The organism is Brevundimonas sp. Bb-A, assembly GCF_009394735.1.
GTDB lineage: Bacteria > Pseudomonadota > Alphaproteobacteria > Caulobacterales > Caulobacteraceae > Brevundimonas > Brevundimonas aurantiaca.
The window spans coordinates 66,604-81,108 of record NZ_CP045456.1; the positions used below are offsets into that span (position 1 = coordinate 66,604).

Annotated in this window: 14 protein-coding genes; 10 read left to right on the forward strand and 4 right to left on the reverse strand. The window is 69.3% G+C overall.

The genetic code is table 11. From position 1 onward, the window contains the following. Nucleotides 1-10: 10 nt before the first annotated feature. From BSP_RS00320 to BSP_RS00335, 4 genes are all read right to left on the reverse strand, one after another. Entirely contained in the window at nucleotides 11-850 is an 840-nt protein-coding gene (locus BSP_RS00320; protein ID WP_152948900.1) for a transglutaminase family protein, read from the reverse strand. 2 nt (nucleotides 851-852) lie between these two features. Beyond that, nucleotides 853-1,791: an alpha-E domain-containing protein gene (locus BSP_RS00325; protein WP_152948901.1), complete on the reverse strand. Its 939-nt coding sequence runs from the start codon at nucleotides 1,789-1,791 to the stop codon at nucleotides 853-855. Between the two features lie 130 nt (nucleotides 1,792-1,921). Further along, complete coding sequence (locus BSP_RS00330; protein WP_152948902.1) at nucleotides 1,922-3,343, reverse strand: circularly permuted type 2 ATP-grasp protein; 1,422 nt, start codon at nucleotides 3,341-3,343, stop codon at nucleotides 1,922-1,924. A gap of 255 nt (nucleotides 3,344-3,598) precedes the next feature. Further along, the gene (locus BSP_RS00335; protein ID WP_152948903.1) at nucleotides 3,599-4,804 is read right to left on the reverse strand and encodes an NAD(P)/FAD-dependent oxidoreductase; all 1,206 of its coding nucleotides are present in this window, start codon (nucleotides 4,802-4,804) and stop codon (nucleotides 3,599-3,601) included. A gap of 194 nt (nucleotides 4,805-4,998) precedes the next feature. On the opposite strand from BSP_RS00335, the gene BSP_RS00340 reads away from it, so the two are divergent. The 10 genes from BSP_RS00340 (at nucleotide 4,999) to pgl (ending at nucleotide 14,505) form a co-directional block, all read left to right on the forward strand. Beyond that, nucleotides 4,999-5,289 (forward strand): YerC/YecD family TrpR-related protein, encoded by a 291-nt coding sequence (locus tag BSP_RS00340; RefSeq protein WP_152948904.1) that lies wholly within the window; start codon nucleotides 4,999-5,001, stop codon nucleotides 5,287-5,289. A 10-nt stretch (nucleotides 5,290-5,299) separates the two neighbouring features. Continuing rightward, nucleotides 5,300-6,181: an ATP phosphoribosyltransferase gene (gene hisG / locus BSP_RS00345; RefSeq protein WP_152948905.1), complete on the forward strand. Its 882-nt coding sequence runs from the start codon at nucleotides 5,300-5,302 to the stop codon at nucleotides 6,179-6,181. Beyond that, nucleotides 6,181-7,500, forward strand: coding sequence for a histidinol dehydrogenase (gene hisD / locus BSP_RS00350; RefSeq protein WP_152948906.1), 1,320 nt, complete (start codon nucleotides 6,181-6,183; stop codon nucleotides 7,498-7,500). The genes hisG and hisD overlap by 1 nt, the downstream gene beginning before the upstream one ends. A 184-nt stretch (nucleotides 7,501-7,684) precedes the next feature. Next, nucleotides 7,685-9,109: an imidazoleglycerol-phosphate dehydratase HisB gene (hisB, locus tag BSP_RS00355; protein WP_152948907.1), complete on the forward strand. Its 1,425-nt coding sequence runs from the start codon at nucleotides 7,685-7,687 to the stop codon at nucleotides 9,107-9,109. A gap of 136 nt (nucleotides 9,110-9,245) precedes the next feature. Further along, nucleotides 9,246-9,848 carry an imidazole glycerol phosphate synthase subunit HisH gene (gene hisH / locus BSP_RS00360; RefSeq protein WP_152948908.1) on the forward strand — a complete coding sequence of 201 codons (603 nt, stop codon included), beginning with the start codon at nucleotides 9,246-9,248 and terminating at the stop codon, nucleotides 9,846-9,848. A 145-nt stretch (nucleotides 9,849-9,993) separates the two neighbouring features. Continuing rightward, nucleotides 9,994-10,728, forward strand: coding sequence for a 1-(5-phosphoribosyl)-5-[(5-phosphoribosylamino)methylideneamino]imidazole-4-carboxamide isomerase (gene hisA / locus BSP_RS00365; protein ID WP_152948909.1), 735 nt, complete (start codon nucleotides 9,994-9,996; stop codon nucleotides 10,726-10,728). Then, nucleotides 10,725-11,492 carry an imidazole glycerol phosphate synthase subunit HisF gene (gene hisF / locus BSP_RS00370; protein WP_054763982.1) on the forward strand — a complete coding sequence of 256 codons (768 nt, stop codon included), beginning with the start codon at nucleotides 10,725-10,727 and terminating at the stop codon, nucleotides 11,490-11,492. Before hisA ends, hisF begins: the two co-directional genes overlap by 4 nt. Before the next feature lie 172 nt (nucleotides 11,493-11,664). Further along, a complete protein-coding gene (hisIE, locus tag BSP_RS00375) occupies nucleotides 11,665-12,297 on the forward strand; it encodes a bifunctional phosphoribosyl-AMP cyclohydrolase/phosphoribosyl-ATP diphosphatase HisIE (protein WP_152948910.1) in 633 nt (210 codons plus the stop codon). 41 nt (nucleotides 12,298-12,338) lie between these two features. Next, nucleotides 12,339-13,796 carry a glucose-6-phosphate dehydrogenase gene (gene zwf / locus BSP_RS00380; protein WP_152948911.1) on the forward strand — a complete coding sequence of 486 codons (1,458 nt, stop codon included), beginning with the start codon at nucleotides 12,339-12,341 and terminating at the stop codon, nucleotides 13,794-13,796. Beyond that, entirely contained in the window at nucleotides 13,789-14,505 is a 717-nt protein-coding gene (pgl, locus tag BSP_RS00385; protein WP_227976002.1) for a 6-phosphogluconolactonase, read from the forward strand. The genes zwf and pgl overlap by 8 nt, the downstream gene beginning before the upstream one ends.

Consider the following 14,505-nt stretch of genomic DNA (forward strand, 5'->3'; position numbering starts at 1 on the left):
GACATGACGATCAGGACCATCCCCGGCTCTGATGTTGTTGCCGGCCCTGTTGCACAGGCCGCACATGAAGGGCCACCGTCAGACTGCCGACCCCGCCGCCATAGCTGGTTCCCCGGATCGGCGTCGCCCCCAGCGAATCCAGGCCCACGGCGATGCGGACATAGTTCTCGGTCGGGCAGACGCCGTTGGCCGCGTCGAACCCGACCCAGCCCAGGTCCTCGATCCAGGCCTCGGCCCAGGCGTGGGCGGCGTCCTGGTCGTGCCGGCCGTCCGACCGGTTCAGATGGCCCGAGACATAACGGGCCGGCACGCCCAGGGTCCGGGCGCAGGCGATGAAGATCTGGGCGTGATCCTGGCAGACCCCGCGACCGATGGCGAAGGCCTCGGACGCCGTATGGGTGGCGGAGGTCGCCCCGACCTCGAAAGCGACGCCGGCGTGGATGGCCCCCATCAGACGGTGCATCCGCTCCAGGGCCGCGCCCTCGGGCACGGACCGGGCGAAGTCGATCAGGGCCGCATCGGCCTGGGTCAGCCGGGTGTCGCGCAGATAGACGCCCGGCTGCAGCCGCTCGTTCTGCCCCCGGATCACCCCGCCGGTGTCCACGGTCGAGACCTCGCCCGTCACCCGGATGGTCAAGGCGTCGGTCGGCCGCTCGGTATAGAGGCTGTGCACGATATTGCCGAAGGCGTCGTCGCTGCGCCGCAGCCGGGCGTCGACGTCGGTCTCGATTCGCCATTCCCGCACCTGCTGGGCCTCGCAGGACCGGGGCGTCAGCCGCAGCACCTGGACGATGAACCGCGCCGGCCGGGCGTAGGCGTAGCGGGTGGAGTGGTCGATCCGGATCCGCATGGTCAGACCAGATACTGTTCGTGGATGGCGGCGCCCAGGGCGTTGTTCTCGTTCAGGAAGCCCTGGATGTATTCGTGCAGGCCCGACTGGAAGATGTCCTCGATCCGGGCCTCGTTGAACTGGGTCAGCCGGTTCGAGGCCAGCCGCTGGGCCGGGCCGCGCCGGCCATAGTCGGCCGCCAGCTTCTCCAGATAGCTGACGATCATCCCCTGACACGACGCCAGCGACCGCGGCATCTGCCGGTTCAGCACCAAGAGGTCCGCCACCAGCCAGGGCCGCACGCTCTCGCGATAAACCCAGCGATAGGCGGTCAGGGCCGAAACCTCGCGCAACAGGGTGGTCCACTGGAAATAGTCCAGCTGTCCGCCCACCCGTTCGCCCGGCGGCAGCAGCAGATGGTACTTCACGTCCAGCAGGCGGGCGGTGTTGTCGGCCCGCTCGATCGCCATGCCCAGCCGCAGGAACCAGTAGGCGTCGTTCCTGAGCATCGTCCGCGACGAGGCCCCCTCCACCGCCAGGGACGTCGATTTCACGAAGTCCAGGAAGTTGGTGAAGTCGTCGCGGCGGGTCGGCTCGCCCAGTTCGTTCAGCCCGTTCCAGGCGCCGTTGATCGCCTCCCACAGCTCGATGGTCAGGGCGGTCCGCACCGAACGGGCGTTGGTCCGCGCCCGGGTGATACAGGCCTTGATCGAGGTCGTATTGTCGGCGCCGAAGGCCAGATATTCGCGGACGGACTTCTCCGACACGGTGCGGCCGGTGGCGTCGAAGGCCGACTTCACCCCCGACGAGGCGATGGCCCCGGCCCAGGCGGTGACGGTCGCCTGATCCTTGGCCGGCAGGGCCGCCAGGCGGATCGCCGCCTCCAGAATGCGCGCGAGAAAGTCGGCCCGCTCCATATAGCGGCCGGTCCAGTAGAGACTGTCTGCAGTGCGAGAGAGCATCTATTCCTCCCCCATTGGGGGAGGGGGACCGCCGAAGGCGGTGGAGGGGGCCAAATGCGCCGGGTGTCCGGGGCGCCCCTCCACCAGCTTCGCTGGTCCCCTCCCCCGACGGGGGAGGATCTTCGTCCGATCAAACATCCAGCACCCAGGTGTCCTTGGTTCCGCCGCCCTGGCTGGAGTTGACCACCAGCGACCCCTCCTTCAGCGCGACCCGCGTCAGCCCGCCCGGCGCGACCCGCACCCCCGCCGGACTGGACAGGACGAACGGCCTGAGATCGACGTGGCGCGGCGACAGGGCTCCGCCCGCCAGGGTCGGGGCCGTCGACAGGCTCAGCGTCGGCTGGGCGATGAAGTCGTCGGGATCGGCGATCAGCTTGGCGCGGAAGGCCTCGATTTCGGCCTGGGTTGAGGTGGGCCCCACCAGCATGCCGTAGCCGCCCGATCCGCCGACCTCCTTGACCACCAGTTCCGGCAGCTTCTCCAGCACCTCCTTCAGCGCCTCCGGCTCGCGGCAGCGCCAGGTCGGCACATTCTTCAATATGGCGTCCTCGCCGGTGAAGAAGCGGATGATCTCGGGCATATAGGTATAGACGGCCTTGTCGTCGGCCACCCCGGTCCCGACCGCATTGGCCAGGGTCACACGCCCGGCGAAATAGGCCGACATCAGCCCCGGCGCCCCAACCGCCGAATCCGGCATGAAGGTCAGGGGGTCGATGAAGTCGTCGTCGATGCGGCGATAGATGACGTCGACCCGCTTGGGCCCCTCGGTCGTGCGCATATAGACGGTGTCGTCATTGACGAAGAGATCCCCGCCCTCGACCAGTTCGACCCCCAGCTTGTCGGCCAGGAAGCTGTGCTCGTAATAGGCCGAGTTGAACGGCCCGGGTGTCAGCACGACGATGGTCGGATCCTCGCCCGCCCCCGACGGCGCCGAGGCCTGCAAGGATCGCAGCAGCATGTCGGTATAGATTTCGACCGGCCGCACCGCATGTTCGGCGAACAGGTCGGGGAACAGCCGCATCATCATCTCGCGGTTCTCCAGCATATAGGAGACCCCGGACGGGGTGCGGACATTGTCCTCCAGCACGTAAAAACCGTCCTCGCCCGTGCGGACCAGATCGACCCCGGCGATATGGCACCAGACGTCGCCGGGCGGACGCCGCCCCTGCATCTCGGGCCGATAATGCGGATTGGTCAGGATCAGGTCGGCGGGCACGATCCCGGCGCGGATACAGTCCTGCGGCCCGTAGATGTCCTTCAGAAAGGCGTTGATGGCGGTGACCCGCTGCTTCAGCCCCTTCTCCAGCCCGCCCCATTCGTCGGCGCCGATGATGCGCGGCACGACGTCGAACGGGATCAGCCGCTCGTTGGATTCCTCGTCGCCATAGACGGCGAAGGTCACCCCCATGCGGCGGAAGAACAGCTCCGCCTGGCGCGAGCGCGCCTGCAACAGGTCCGGCGGGGCGTTTTCAAGCCAGGCCGCCAGGGTCTTGTAGCTGTCGCGGATCGCCCCCGACCCGCCGCCGTTCATTTCGTCGAAAGCCCTCGTCATCCGCCCCCGCCGCGTTGAGATCACAACTTGATCGCGACCCAACGAAAAGCGCAACAGTTTTGTTGCACTGCGGCGAAGCTTCAACAACCAGACCCTCCCCCGCCTGCGGGAGAGGTGGCCCGTCGATCGCGCAGCGATCCAGGGTCGGAGAGTGAAGTTCTGCTCAAAGCAAGAAGACTTCCCCCATCGCCAGGCGTGTCGCTTCGCGCCACGGCCTGACACTTCCCCCGCAAGCGGTGGAAGGTCGGGTGAAAATCACACCCCCACCGCCTTCATCGAAACCGAGACGTCCGCCAGCTTGGCCGGATCCACCGGCGTCGCCTTTCCGATCAGCTGTTTGCCCGCCATGAACTCCGGCGGAGCATTGACCGCCTCGACGCAGACCACCCGGTCGCCGTTCAGGTGGAAGACCGCAAATCCCCCCGCCGATGGATCGCCTCGCACCACCTGGCGGTCCGCATCGAACGGCAGGCCCGCGATCTGAAGCTTGAAGTCGTACTGATCGGACCAGAACCACGGCACCTCCGGCGCCGGCCCCGGTCGCCCGACGATGGCGGTCGCCGCCTGTTTGGCCTGTTCCAGCGCATTGGGCACGCTCTCCAGCCGGTGCGAGACCCCGCCGTGCACGGGAATCGGCCGACGCGTCATGTCGCCGACGGCGAAGATGGCCGGATCGCTGGTCCGCGCCTGATCGTCCACCACCACCCCGTCGTCGCAGCGCAGGCCCGCCGACCGCGCCAGGCTGTCGCAGGCCAGGGCGCCCACGCCCACCAAAACCGCATCCGCCTGCACCGTCGATCCGTCGGCCAGGGTCACGCCGTCATGGGCGACCGCGACCACCTCGGCGCCCGTGATGATCTCCACCCCCCGCGCCCGGTGCTGGGCGGTGAAGAAGGCCGACAGGGTCTCCGACGCCACCCGCGCCAGGACGCGCGGCGCCCGTTCGATCACCACCGCCTCGGCGCCCAAGGCGCGGGCCGAGGCCGCCGCCTCCAGACCCACATAGCCGCCGCCGACCACCGCCAGCCGTTTGCCCGGCCCCAGCACGGCCTTCAGCCGCTCGGCGTCCTTCAGCGTCCTCAGCTCCAGCAGGTCGGGATGGTCCCCGCCCGGAACCGGCAGTTTGCGCGCCGTCGATCCCGTCGCCAGCACCAGGACGTCATAGGGTTCGCTCGAGCCGTCGTGGAAGGCGACCGTCTTCGCCTCCGGGTCCACCGACACGGCGACAGTCGAGGGTCGAAACGCGATCCCCTGCTCCTGATAGAAGCTCAGCGGCCGCAGCAGCAGCGCCTCCAGATCCGCCTCCCCCTTCAGCCAGGCCTTGGACAGGGGCGGCCGCTGATAGGGCGGCGCATCCTCCTCGCCCACCAGCACGATGGGGCCTTCATGCCCATACTGCCGCAGAAAGGCCGCGACGGAGCCGCCGGCGTGGCCGGCGCCGATGATCAGGATCTTGGTCATGGGGGTGATTTAGAGTGGCGAGTGGCGAGTGGCGAGTGGCGAGATAAACGCCCCCGCTTTCAACCATCATCCTTGGGACTGACGAAACCTGGCTGGACCGCACAAGGCGCCGTCTTCAAACTCGCCACTCGCCACTCGCCACTCGCCACTAATCGCCCTTGACCGTTCCACTGTTACAGCATAGTGGAACGCGCATGACGACCCCGCCCGCCCGCGACGCCCTCTACGACGCCCTGCTGTCGATGCAGACGCGCGCCGAGATGGACGCCTTTCTGGCCGACCTGTGCACCCCGGCGGAACTGCGCGCCTTCGCCGAGCGCTGGCAGGTGGCGCGCCTCTTGGACGCCGGCGGCAAGTCCTATCGCGAGATCGCGGCCGAGGCCCACGCCAGCCCCACCACCGTCGTCCGCGTCGCCCGTTACCTCAAAGACATGCCGCATCAGGGCTATCGCCTCGCCCTGGACCGCCTGAAGAACACGAACTGAGTATCCGCACATGAGCACCGTACAGGGCCGGCTTCGCATCGCCGTCCAGAAATCCGGCCGTCTGGCCGACCGCAGCCTCGACCTGATCCGCGACGCGGGTCTGAAATGGGTCAAGGGCCACAACGACCTGCTGTACCGGGTCGAGAACTATCCGATCGACCTGCTGCGCGTCCGCGACGACGACATCCCCACCTTCGTGGCCGACGGCGTCTGCGACTTAGGGATCGTCGGCGAGAACGTGCTGGAGGAAGGCCGCAACGGCGGGCCTGACGCCTCCGTCGTCATGCCCCTGGGCTTCGGCCGCTGCACCCTGAAGATCGCTGCGCCCCCGGCCCTGGCCTATGAGGGCCCGGCCTCGCTGGAGGGCCTGCGCATCGCCACCTCCTATCCGAAGATCCTGCGTCGCTTCCTGGACGAGCGGGGGGTCAAGGCCGACATCGTCGTCATGCGCGGCGCCGTCGAGGTCGCGCCCCGGCTGAAACTGGCCGCCGCCATCTGCGACCTGGTCTCGACCGGCGCGACGCTCGAGGCCAACGGCCTGGGCGCCAAGGATACGGTGCTGGAAAGCCAGGCCGTGCTGATTCAGTCGCCGACCGCGCCCGAGCCCAGCCTCAAGCCCCTGCTGGACAGCATCATCGAGCGCATGGCCGGCGTCGTGTCGTCCCAGGGCGCCAAATACGTCATGCTGAACGCCCCGCGCGCGGCGCTGGACGAAATCACCGCCATCCTGCCCGGCGCCGGCTCGCCCACCGTCATGCCCCTGTCGGGCCGCGACGACGCGGTCGCCGTCCACGCCGTCTGCCAGGAGGCCGTCTTCTGGGAGACGCTGGAGAAGCTGAAGGCCGCCGGCGCCTCGGCCATACTGGTCCTGCCCATCGAGAAGATGATGTGATGACCACGGCCTTCAAACGTATCGACTGGTCTTCCCTCGACGCCGCCGGCAAGGCCGCGGCCTTGGCCCGCCCGGCCCAGCGCACCGCCGGCGACGTCACCGAGGTCGTCCGCACCATTCTGGACGACGTGCGCGCGCGCGGCGGCGCGGCCGTCACCGACTGGTGCCGGAAGCTGGACAAGGCCCCGCCCCGCCGCATCGCCATCACGCCCGAGATCGTGGCCGAAGCCCGCAACGCCCTGCCCCCCGCCGACGTCCGTGCCCTGCGGATGGCGGCCGACAATATCCGCGTCTTCCACCAGGCGACCCGGCCGGAGGACACCGACTTCGTCGAGACCACGCCGGGCGTCCGCTCCAAACTGGCCTGGCGTCCGATCGCCTCGGCCGGTCTCTACATCCCCGGCGGCACCGCCCCCCTCTTCTCCTCGCTTCTGATGCTGGCCATTCCGGCCGGCGTCGCGGGCGTGGGCCGGCGCGTCGCTGTGACCCCGCCGGACAAGTCCGGCGGGGTCCACCCCGCCATGATCCTGGCCGCCGCCGAGGCGGAGCTGGACGCCCTCTGGCTGATGGGCGGGGCCCAGGCCATCGCCGCCCTGACCTTCGGCGTGGAGCTGGAGGACGGGGTCATCCCCGCCTGTGACAAGCTGTTCGGTCCCGGAAACGCCTACGTCGCCGAGGCCAAGAAACAGGCGTCCGCTCTTCCGGGCGGCCCCGCCGTCGACATGCCCGCCGGCCCGTCCGAGCTGATGGTCGTCGTCGACCGCGACGCCGCGCCCGAGATCGCCGCCGCCGATCTGCTCAGCCAGGCCGAGCACGATGCGGACGCGCAAGTTCTCCTGGTCTCCACCAGCCGCGCCACCATCGACTATATTCTGACCGAGGTGGAGGCCCAGGTCGCCGACCTGCCGCGCGAGGCCGTCGCCCGCGCCTCGCTGAACGAGGCCCGCGCCGTCCTGGTGCGCGACCTCGACGCCGCCTGCGAAGTGATCAACCTCTACGGCCCCGAACACCTGGCGCTTCAGGTCGATGATCCCGAGGCCCTGCTCCCCGCCATCAAGGCCGCCGGCGCCGTCTTCGTCGGTCGGTTCGCCGCCGAGACCCTGGGCGACTACGCCGCCGGCCCCAGCCACGTCCTGCCGACCGACGGCGGCGCCCGCACCCTGGGCGGCGTCACCACGTCCAGCTTCATGACCACCATGTCGGTCCAGCTGGTCACCGAGGCCGGCGCCCGCCAGCTGGCCCCCATCGCCGCCCGCCTGGCCCGGATGGAGGGCCTGGAAGCCCACGCCCGCGCGGCGGATCTGAGGAGCGAGGGATGAGGGCCGCCTTTAAAGACCCTCTCCCGCTTGCGGGAGAGGTGGCCCGTCGTTCGCGCAGCGAACCAGGGTCGGAGAGGGGCGTTTCGCCAAGTCGCAGAACTCCCCCCATCGTCAGGCGTGTCGCTTCGCGCCACGACCTGACACTTCCCCCGCAAGCGGGGGAAGATCATAGCGGAGCCGCCCTATGACCCTGCCCGCCCCCTATCCCCCGCTGGTCTCCGGCGGCGAGGGCCTGGACCGCTATCCGGGCGAGACCGCCGCCCTCGCCGCCCGCATGGCGGCGATTTACGCCGTCCCGGTCGACCAGGTCCTGCCGGTCCGCGGCCTGACCCACGGGCTGGAGCTGGTCTGGCGTCTCGCCGCTCGCGACGGCGGTTCGGTCGAGGCGCCGAAGGCCGAGCCCTATGACCGTCTCGCCGCCATCTATCCGGCCAGGGGCGAGGTCGCGGCCGTGGTCGTCCGCGCCCTGGGCTCGCCCGAGGCCGTCGCCGAAATGGCCGCCCGCGTCGCCCCCGCCCTGCTGGTGGTGGACGAGGGCCTGATCGAATTCTCCGACAGCGTCTCGGCCGTCACGGTCGTGGCCGACCAGCCCAATCTGGTCGTGCTGCGCAGCCTGTCCCTGGCCTATGGCTTAGCCGGCGCCCGCGTCGGCGCGGCGGTCGCGCAAGGCCCGACCCTGGCCCGCCTCGCCTCGGTGCTGGAGCCCTACGCCCTGCCCGAGCCCCTGGTGCGGCTGGCGCTTCAGGCCCTGGATCCGTCGCGAATGATCGAGACCGCCGAGCGGATCGCCTTGGTCCGGCGCGAGCGCGAGCGGCTGGCCCGCGAACTGGGCCGCGATCTGACGATCGAGCCCGGCGTCGGCCCCATTCTGATGGCCCGGCCGCAAGACCCCGCCGCCGCCCTGGCCGCCCTGAAGACCTATGGGATCGAGGCCGACCTGTCCGGCGACCGGCTGCGCCTGCCCGTCTCGATCAAGCCCGAGGTCAACGACCGGCTGCTGGCCGCCTTCGGCCTGACGCCCGCCAAACGCCGCCCGGCCCGCGTCGGCCAGGCCGTGCGCGACACGAAAGAGACCCGCATCGTCTGCGCCGTCGATCTGGACGCCCCCGGCCCCGTCCGGATCGAGACCGGCGTCGGCTTCTTCGACCATATGCTGGAGCAGATCGCGGCCCACGGCGGCTTCTCCCTGCGGCTGCAATGCGAGGGCGACCTGCACACCGACCCCCACCACACCATCGAGGACAGCGCCATCGCCCTGGGCCAGGCGCTGAAACAGGCGCTGGGCGAGCGAAAGGGCATCGCCCGCTACGGCTTCGTCCTGCCGATGGACGAGGCCAATGCGACGGTCTCCATCGACCTGTCCGGCCGGCCCTATCCGCTGTTCGAAGGCACGTTCGACACCCCCTTCATCGGCGACTACCGCACCGACCTGACCGCCCACGTCTTCCGCTCGCTGGCCGAGGCCATGGGCGCCGCCGTCCACATCAAGGTCACGGGCCAGGACGACCACCACAAGACCGAGGCCGTCTATAAAGCCTTCGGCCGAGCGCTCCGTCAGGCCATCCGGGTCGAGGGCGATGCGGTGCCGTCGACGAAGGGGGTTCTGTGATGAGCGCGACCTACACCCGCAGGGGCGGTTCAGTGAACCGTGCTAGTGCTAGTGAGCGAGACCGTGCAGGCGTCGGCGCCTCTGCCCTCACCCCTTGCTCACTAGCACTAGCACGCCTCACCCCGGCCGCCCCCAAATGACCGAGGTCGCCGTCATCGCCTACGGCGCCGGCAACGTCGCCTCGGTCCAGTTCGCCCTGGAACGTCTCGGCGCCACTGTGCGCCTGACCGACGATCCCGCCGTGATCACAGACGCCGAACGGGTCATCCTGCCCGGCGTGGGCGCAGCCGGCTACGCCATGAGCCGCCTGTCCGAACTGGGCCTGGTCGAACCGATCCGCGCCTTCCCCCGTCCCCTGCTGGGCGTCTGCCTGGGCCAGCAACTGCTGTTCGAAACCAGCCAGGAGGGCGAAGGCGTCGATCTGCTGGGCTTCATCCCCGGCGCCGTGTCCCGGCTGGAGCCGGCGGGCGGCCTGCCCGTGCCGCATATGGGCTGGAGCCGGCTGACGCGCGACCGCGACGACCCTCTGCTGGAGGGGGTCGCCGACGGCGCCTACGCCTATTTCGTCCACGGCTATGTCTGTCCCGACGGCGCCGCCACCCTGGCCCGCGCCGACTACGGCGGCCCCGTGCCCGCCGTGGTGCGTTCCGCCAACCGCTGGGGCTGCCAGTTCCACCCCGAACGCTCGGCCGAGGCCGGGGCGACGATTTTGCGGAATTTTCTGCAGGTCGCCGCATGACCCGCGCCGCCTCTCCCTCCCTGTCATCCTCGGGCTTGACCCGAGGACCGGACCATCCGCCGCTCGTGCGAACGAGGCCCCGCACGACCCGATCCACGCCCGATCCTCGGGTCAAGCCCGAGGATGACGAACGGAAGCCGACCCCATGCTGATCTACCCCGCCATCGACCTGAAGGACGGCGTCTGCGTGCGCCTGATGCACGGCAAGTTCGACCAGGTGACGCAATATGACGAACAGCCCGCCGCCCGCCTGACCGCCTTCGCCGCCGAGGGGGCCGAATGGATTCACGTCGTCGATCTGGACGGGGCCGAGGCGGGCGAAGCGCGCCAGCACGCCCTGATCGGCGAGTTGACGAAGGCCATCGACGTCAAGATCCAGTCCGGCGGCGGCGTCCGCGGCGCCAATGACGTGGCCAAGCTGCTGGAGGCCGGGGTCTCCCGCGTCGTCGTCGGCTCCCTGGCGGTGACCCGACCCAACGACGTCGCCGCCTGGCTGAAGGGTTTCGGCCCCGAACGCATCACCCTGGCCCTGGACGTCAAGATCGAGGACGGCGTGCCCGTCCCCGCCCTGAAGGGCTGGACCCAGTCTTCCGAAACGACCCTGTGGGAGGCGCTGGATCGGTATCCCAAGGGGACGGCCAAACACCTGCTGGTCACCGACGTCGGCCGCGACGGCGCCCTGACCGGCCCCAATCTGGAGCTGCTGGCCGAAATCCGCCGTCGCCGCCCCGATCTGGTGCTTCAGGCGTCCGGCGGCATCTCATCTCTGGACGATCTCGTCGCGGTCAAGGCCCTGGGCTGCAACGGCGCCATCGTCGGCCGCGCCCTGTACGAGAACCGCTTCACCTTGCCGCAAGCCATAGCGACGGCCACGGCATGACCGCGCGCCGTATCGTCCCCTGCCTGGACGTCAAGGACGGCCGGGTGGTCAAGGGGGTCAAGTTCGTCGGCCATACCGACATGGGCGACGCCGCCGAACTGGCCGCCCGCTACCGCGACGCGGGCGCCGACGAACTGGTCTTCTACGACATCACCGCCAGCCCCGAGGGCCGGACCCTGGACTACGGCTGGATCAAGGACATCGCCCGGCTGCTGGACATCCCCTTCTGCGTCGCCGGCGGCATCCGCAGCGTCGATCAGGCCGCCCGCTGCCTGGACCACGGCGCGGACAAGGTGTCGATCAACTCCCCCGCCCTGGAGCGTCCCGAACTGATCGCCGAAATGGCCGAACGGCTGGGCGGGCAATGCGTCGTCGTCGGCGTCGACAGCCGGTTCGAGGACGGCGACTGGGTGGTCCACAAATACACCGGCGATCCGGACGCCCGCCGCCGCGCCGGCAAACGCACCCTGGACTGGCTGGACGAGGCCCAGAGCCTGGGCGCCGGCGAGATCGTGCTGAACTGCATCGACCAGGACGGGGTTCGCAAAGGCTACGACATCGAACAACTGTCGGCCGCCCGGGCGCGCCTGACCATCCCCCTGATCGCCTCGGGCGGCGCGGGCGCCCCTGAGCATTTCAAGGCCGTGTTCGAACAGTCGGACGTCTCCGGCGCCCTGGCCGCCAGCGTCTTCCACACCGGCGCCATCGCCATCCCGGACCTGAAGGCCTATCTGGCGGGCGAAGGGCTGGAGATGAGATTGTGACCCGATCCCCGCAATCCTCCGCCTTTGGGGGAGGGGGACCGCGAAGCGGTGGAGGGGGCCCGCCCGCGCGCCGCCGCCCGATGTTCAACACCCCGCAAGCCCTTACCCCCTCCACCACCCTTCGGGCGGTCCCCCTCCCCCAGAGGGGGAGGATTTCTGAGGAGATCATCCCATGATCGACCCCAACGCCATCGACTTCGAAAAAGGAAACGGCCTGGTCCCCGTGGTGGTCCAGGACGCCGCCACGCTCCAGGTCCTGACCCTGGCCTATATGGACCGCGCCGCCCTGGACGAGACGATCCAGTCGGGCGAGGCCACCTTCTTCTCGCGTTCGCGCGGCGGGCGCTGGAGAAAGGGCGAGACCTCGGGCGACCGTCTGCGGGTCGTCTCGATCACCCCCGACTGCGACGGCGACGCCCTGGTCCTGGCGGTGAATCCGGTCGGAAACGCCTGCCACCTGAACCGCACCAGCTGTTTCGGCGCCGCCGACGCGCCGGGTCTCGGCCGCATCGCCCGGCTGGAACAGACTATCGCCGAACGGGCCGCCGCCGATCCGTCAGAAAGCTGGACCGCCAAACTGGTCGCCCAGGGCGCCAAACGCGTCGCCCAGAAGGTCGGCGAAGAAGGCGTCGAGACCGCCCTGGCGGGCGTCGCCGGCCCGGATGAGGAACTCGCCAGCGAGGCGGCGGATTTGATCTATCACCTCTTGGTGCTTCTCCATGTCCGTAACATGGTGTTTCAGGACGTGCTGGACGTGTTGGCCTCGCGGGCGGAAGCGGGCAAAGGCCCAAAGACTAGGCCGTAAAGGCGTTCGTCCCGACAAATGGGATATTCGAGGGAATTTCGATGGCGGCTCTCATTCTGTTCGGCGGCGGCGGCGATCTGGCGATGCGGATGCTGTTGCCTTCGCTCTATTTCCTGGAGCACGACGGCCTCCTGCCCGACGGGCTGAAGATCATCGGCGCCGCCCGTTCCGACGAAACCGCCGAGGACTATGTCGCCAAGGTCCATGACGCCGTGAAGGCCCGCGCTGAGGCCGACAAGGCCTGGGACGACCACTCCTGGGCCAAGATGAAGGCCCGGCTCGACTATCTGGCGGTGGACGCCACCTCGGCCGACAGCCTGAAGCCGCTGAAGGACAAGGTCGGCGACGGCGAGGTCACCTCCTTCCTGGCCGTCTCGCCCTCGCTGTACGGCCGCATCGTCACGGCGATGAAGGCGGCGGGCCTGGCCGAGCGCAACTGCCGCATCGTGCTGGAGAAGCCGGTCGGCCGCGACCTCAAGTCGTTCCTCGAGATCGACGACGCCGTGGCCCACGCCTTCCGCGAGGACCAGGTGTTCCGCATCGACCACTATCTGGGCAAGGAGACGGTCCAGAACCTGACGGCGCTGCGCTTCGGCAACACCATCTTCGAGCCCCTGTGGAACAATCTGACGATCGACCACGTCCAGATCACCATCGGCGAGACGGTGGGGGTCGGCGACCGCTGGCCCTATTACGACGAGTACGGCGCATTGCGCGACATGCTCCAGAACCACATGCTCCAGCTGCTGTGCCTGGTCGCCATGGAGCCGCCCAGCGACCTGGACCCGGAGTCTCTGCGCAACGAAAAGGTCAAGGTGCTGCGCAGCTTGCGCCCCATCACCCACGAGGAGGCCGAACGCGTCACCGTGCGCGGCCAGTATGTGGCGGGCGTGTCCGAGGGCAGGCCGGCCAAGGGCTATATCGAGGAGCGCGGCGCCCCGTCCGACACCGAGACCTTCGTCGCCATCCGCGCCGACATCGACAACTGGCGCTGGGCGGGCGTGCCCTTCTTCATGCGCACCGGCAAGCGCCTCCCCGAGAAGCGCACCGAGATCGTCATCCAGTTCAAGCCCGTGCCCCACTCGATCTTCGACAATGAAGAGGGCGAGGCGCCGGCCAACCGCATGATCATCGAGCTGCAGCCCGAGGAGGACATCTCCCTGACGGTGATGAACAAGCGGCCCGGCCTGGACAAGCGGATGCAGCTCCAGCCCATCACCATGAGCCTGTCCTGGGGCGTGGACGGCAAGTCCGCCACACCGCCGCGCCGCCGCATCGCCTATGAGCGGCTGCTGCTGGACGCCATGCACGGCGATTCCACCCTGTTCGTCCGCCGCGACGAGGCGGAACAGGCGTGGAAATGGGTCGATGAGGTCGCCGAGGCCTGGGCTGAATCCGGCCACAAGCCCGACGAATACGTCGCCGGAACCTGGGGCCCCGACAGCGCCGACATGCTGATGATCCGCACCGGCCGCGACTGGAACACGACCGATGTCTGAGACGCCTGTGATCGAAACCTTCCCCACCGTCGACGCCTGGGCCGAGGCCATCGCCGCCCGCCTGTCCGAGACCCTGGGCGCCGCCGTCCGCGACAAGGGCTCCGCTGTCTTCGCCGGCCCCGGCGGAACCACCCCCGCCCCCGTCTATCGCCGCCTGGCTGCGACCGACCTGGACTGGGCCAGGATCGCCGTGACCCTAGTGGACGAACGCTACGTCCCCGAGACCTCGCCCGAGTCCAACGCCCGGCTGATCCGCGACGTCCTGTTGCAGGACAAGGCGGCCGCCGCCCGCTTCATCCCCCTCTATACGCCCGAGGTCACAGTGGACCGGGCCGCCATCGTCGCCGCCCACGCCCTGGCCGATGCGGGCGGGCGTTTCGACGCGGTCCTTCTCGGCATGGGGGAGGATGGCCATATCTGCTCCATGTTCCCTGACAGCCCCACCCTGAAGACGCTTCTGACCCCGACGCTGAAGCCGACGGTGCTGGGCGTGCCCCACGGCCGCGACGGCGCCGCGCCGACGATCGAGCGCCTGTCGATCAACCTGCCCTATCTGATGTCCGCCGGCCGGGTGATCCTGGGCCTGAAGGGCGCCGCCAAACGCCGCGTCTTCGAAGAGCAGGCCAAGGGCGATCCCAAGATCCAGCCCATCGCCGCCCTGATCGCGGCGAACGTTCCCCTTGAAGTTCTGTGGACGGAGGAAGGCTGA

Coding starts and splice junctions, on each gene's coding strand:
- BSP_RS00330 (WP_152948902.1), bottom strand. CDS start 3,343: ATGACGAGGGCTTTCGACGAAATGAACGGCGGCGGGTCGGGGGCGATC.
- BSP_RS00335 (WP_152948903.1), bottom strand. CDS start 4,804: ATGACCAAGATCCTGATCATCGGCGCCGGCCACGCCGGCGGCTCCGTC.
- hisD (WP_152948906.1), top strand. CDS start 6,181: ATGACCACGGCCTTCAAACGTATCGACTGGTCTTCCCTCGACGCCGCC.
- BSP_RS00325 (WP_152948901.1), bottom strand. CDS start 1,791: ATGCTCTCTCGCACTGCAGACAGTCTCTACTGGACCGGCCGCTATATG.
- hisG (WP_152948905.1), top strand. CDS start 5,300: ATGAGCACCGTACAGGGCCGGCTTCGCATCGCCGTCCAGAAATCCGGC.
- hisB (WP_152948907.1), top strand. CDS start 7,685: ATGACCCTGCCCGCCCCCTATCCCCCGCTGGTCTCCGGCGGCGAGGGC.
- hisA (WP_152948909.1), top strand. CDS start 9,994: ATGCTGATCTACCCCGCCATCGACCTGAAGGACGGCGTCTGCGTGCGC.
- BSP_RS00320 (WP_152948900.1), bottom strand. CDS start 850: ATGCGGATCCGGATCGACCACTCCACCCGCTACGCCTACGCCCGGCCG.
- hisIE (WP_152948910.1), top strand. CDS start 11,665: ATGATCGACCCCAACGCCATCGACTTCGAAAAAGGAAACGGCCTGGTC.
- zwf (WP_152948911.1), top strand. CDS start 12,339: ATGGCGGCTCTCATTCTGTTCGGCGGCGGCGGCGATCTGGCGATGCGG.
- hisF (WP_054763982.1), top strand. CDS start 10,725: ATGACCGCGCGCCGTATCGTCCCCTGCCTGGACGTCAAGGACGGCCGG.
- hisH (WP_152948908.1), top strand. CDS start 9,246: ATGACCGAGGTCGCCGTCATCGCCTACGGCGCCGGCAACGTCGCCTCG.
- pgl (WP_227976002.1), top strand. CDS start 13,789: ATGTCTGAGACGCCTGTGATCGAAACCTTCCCCACCGTCGACGCCTGG.
- BSP_RS00340 (WP_152948904.1), top strand. CDS start 4,999: ATGACGACCCCGCCCGCCCGCGACGCCCTCTACGACGCCCTGCTGTCG.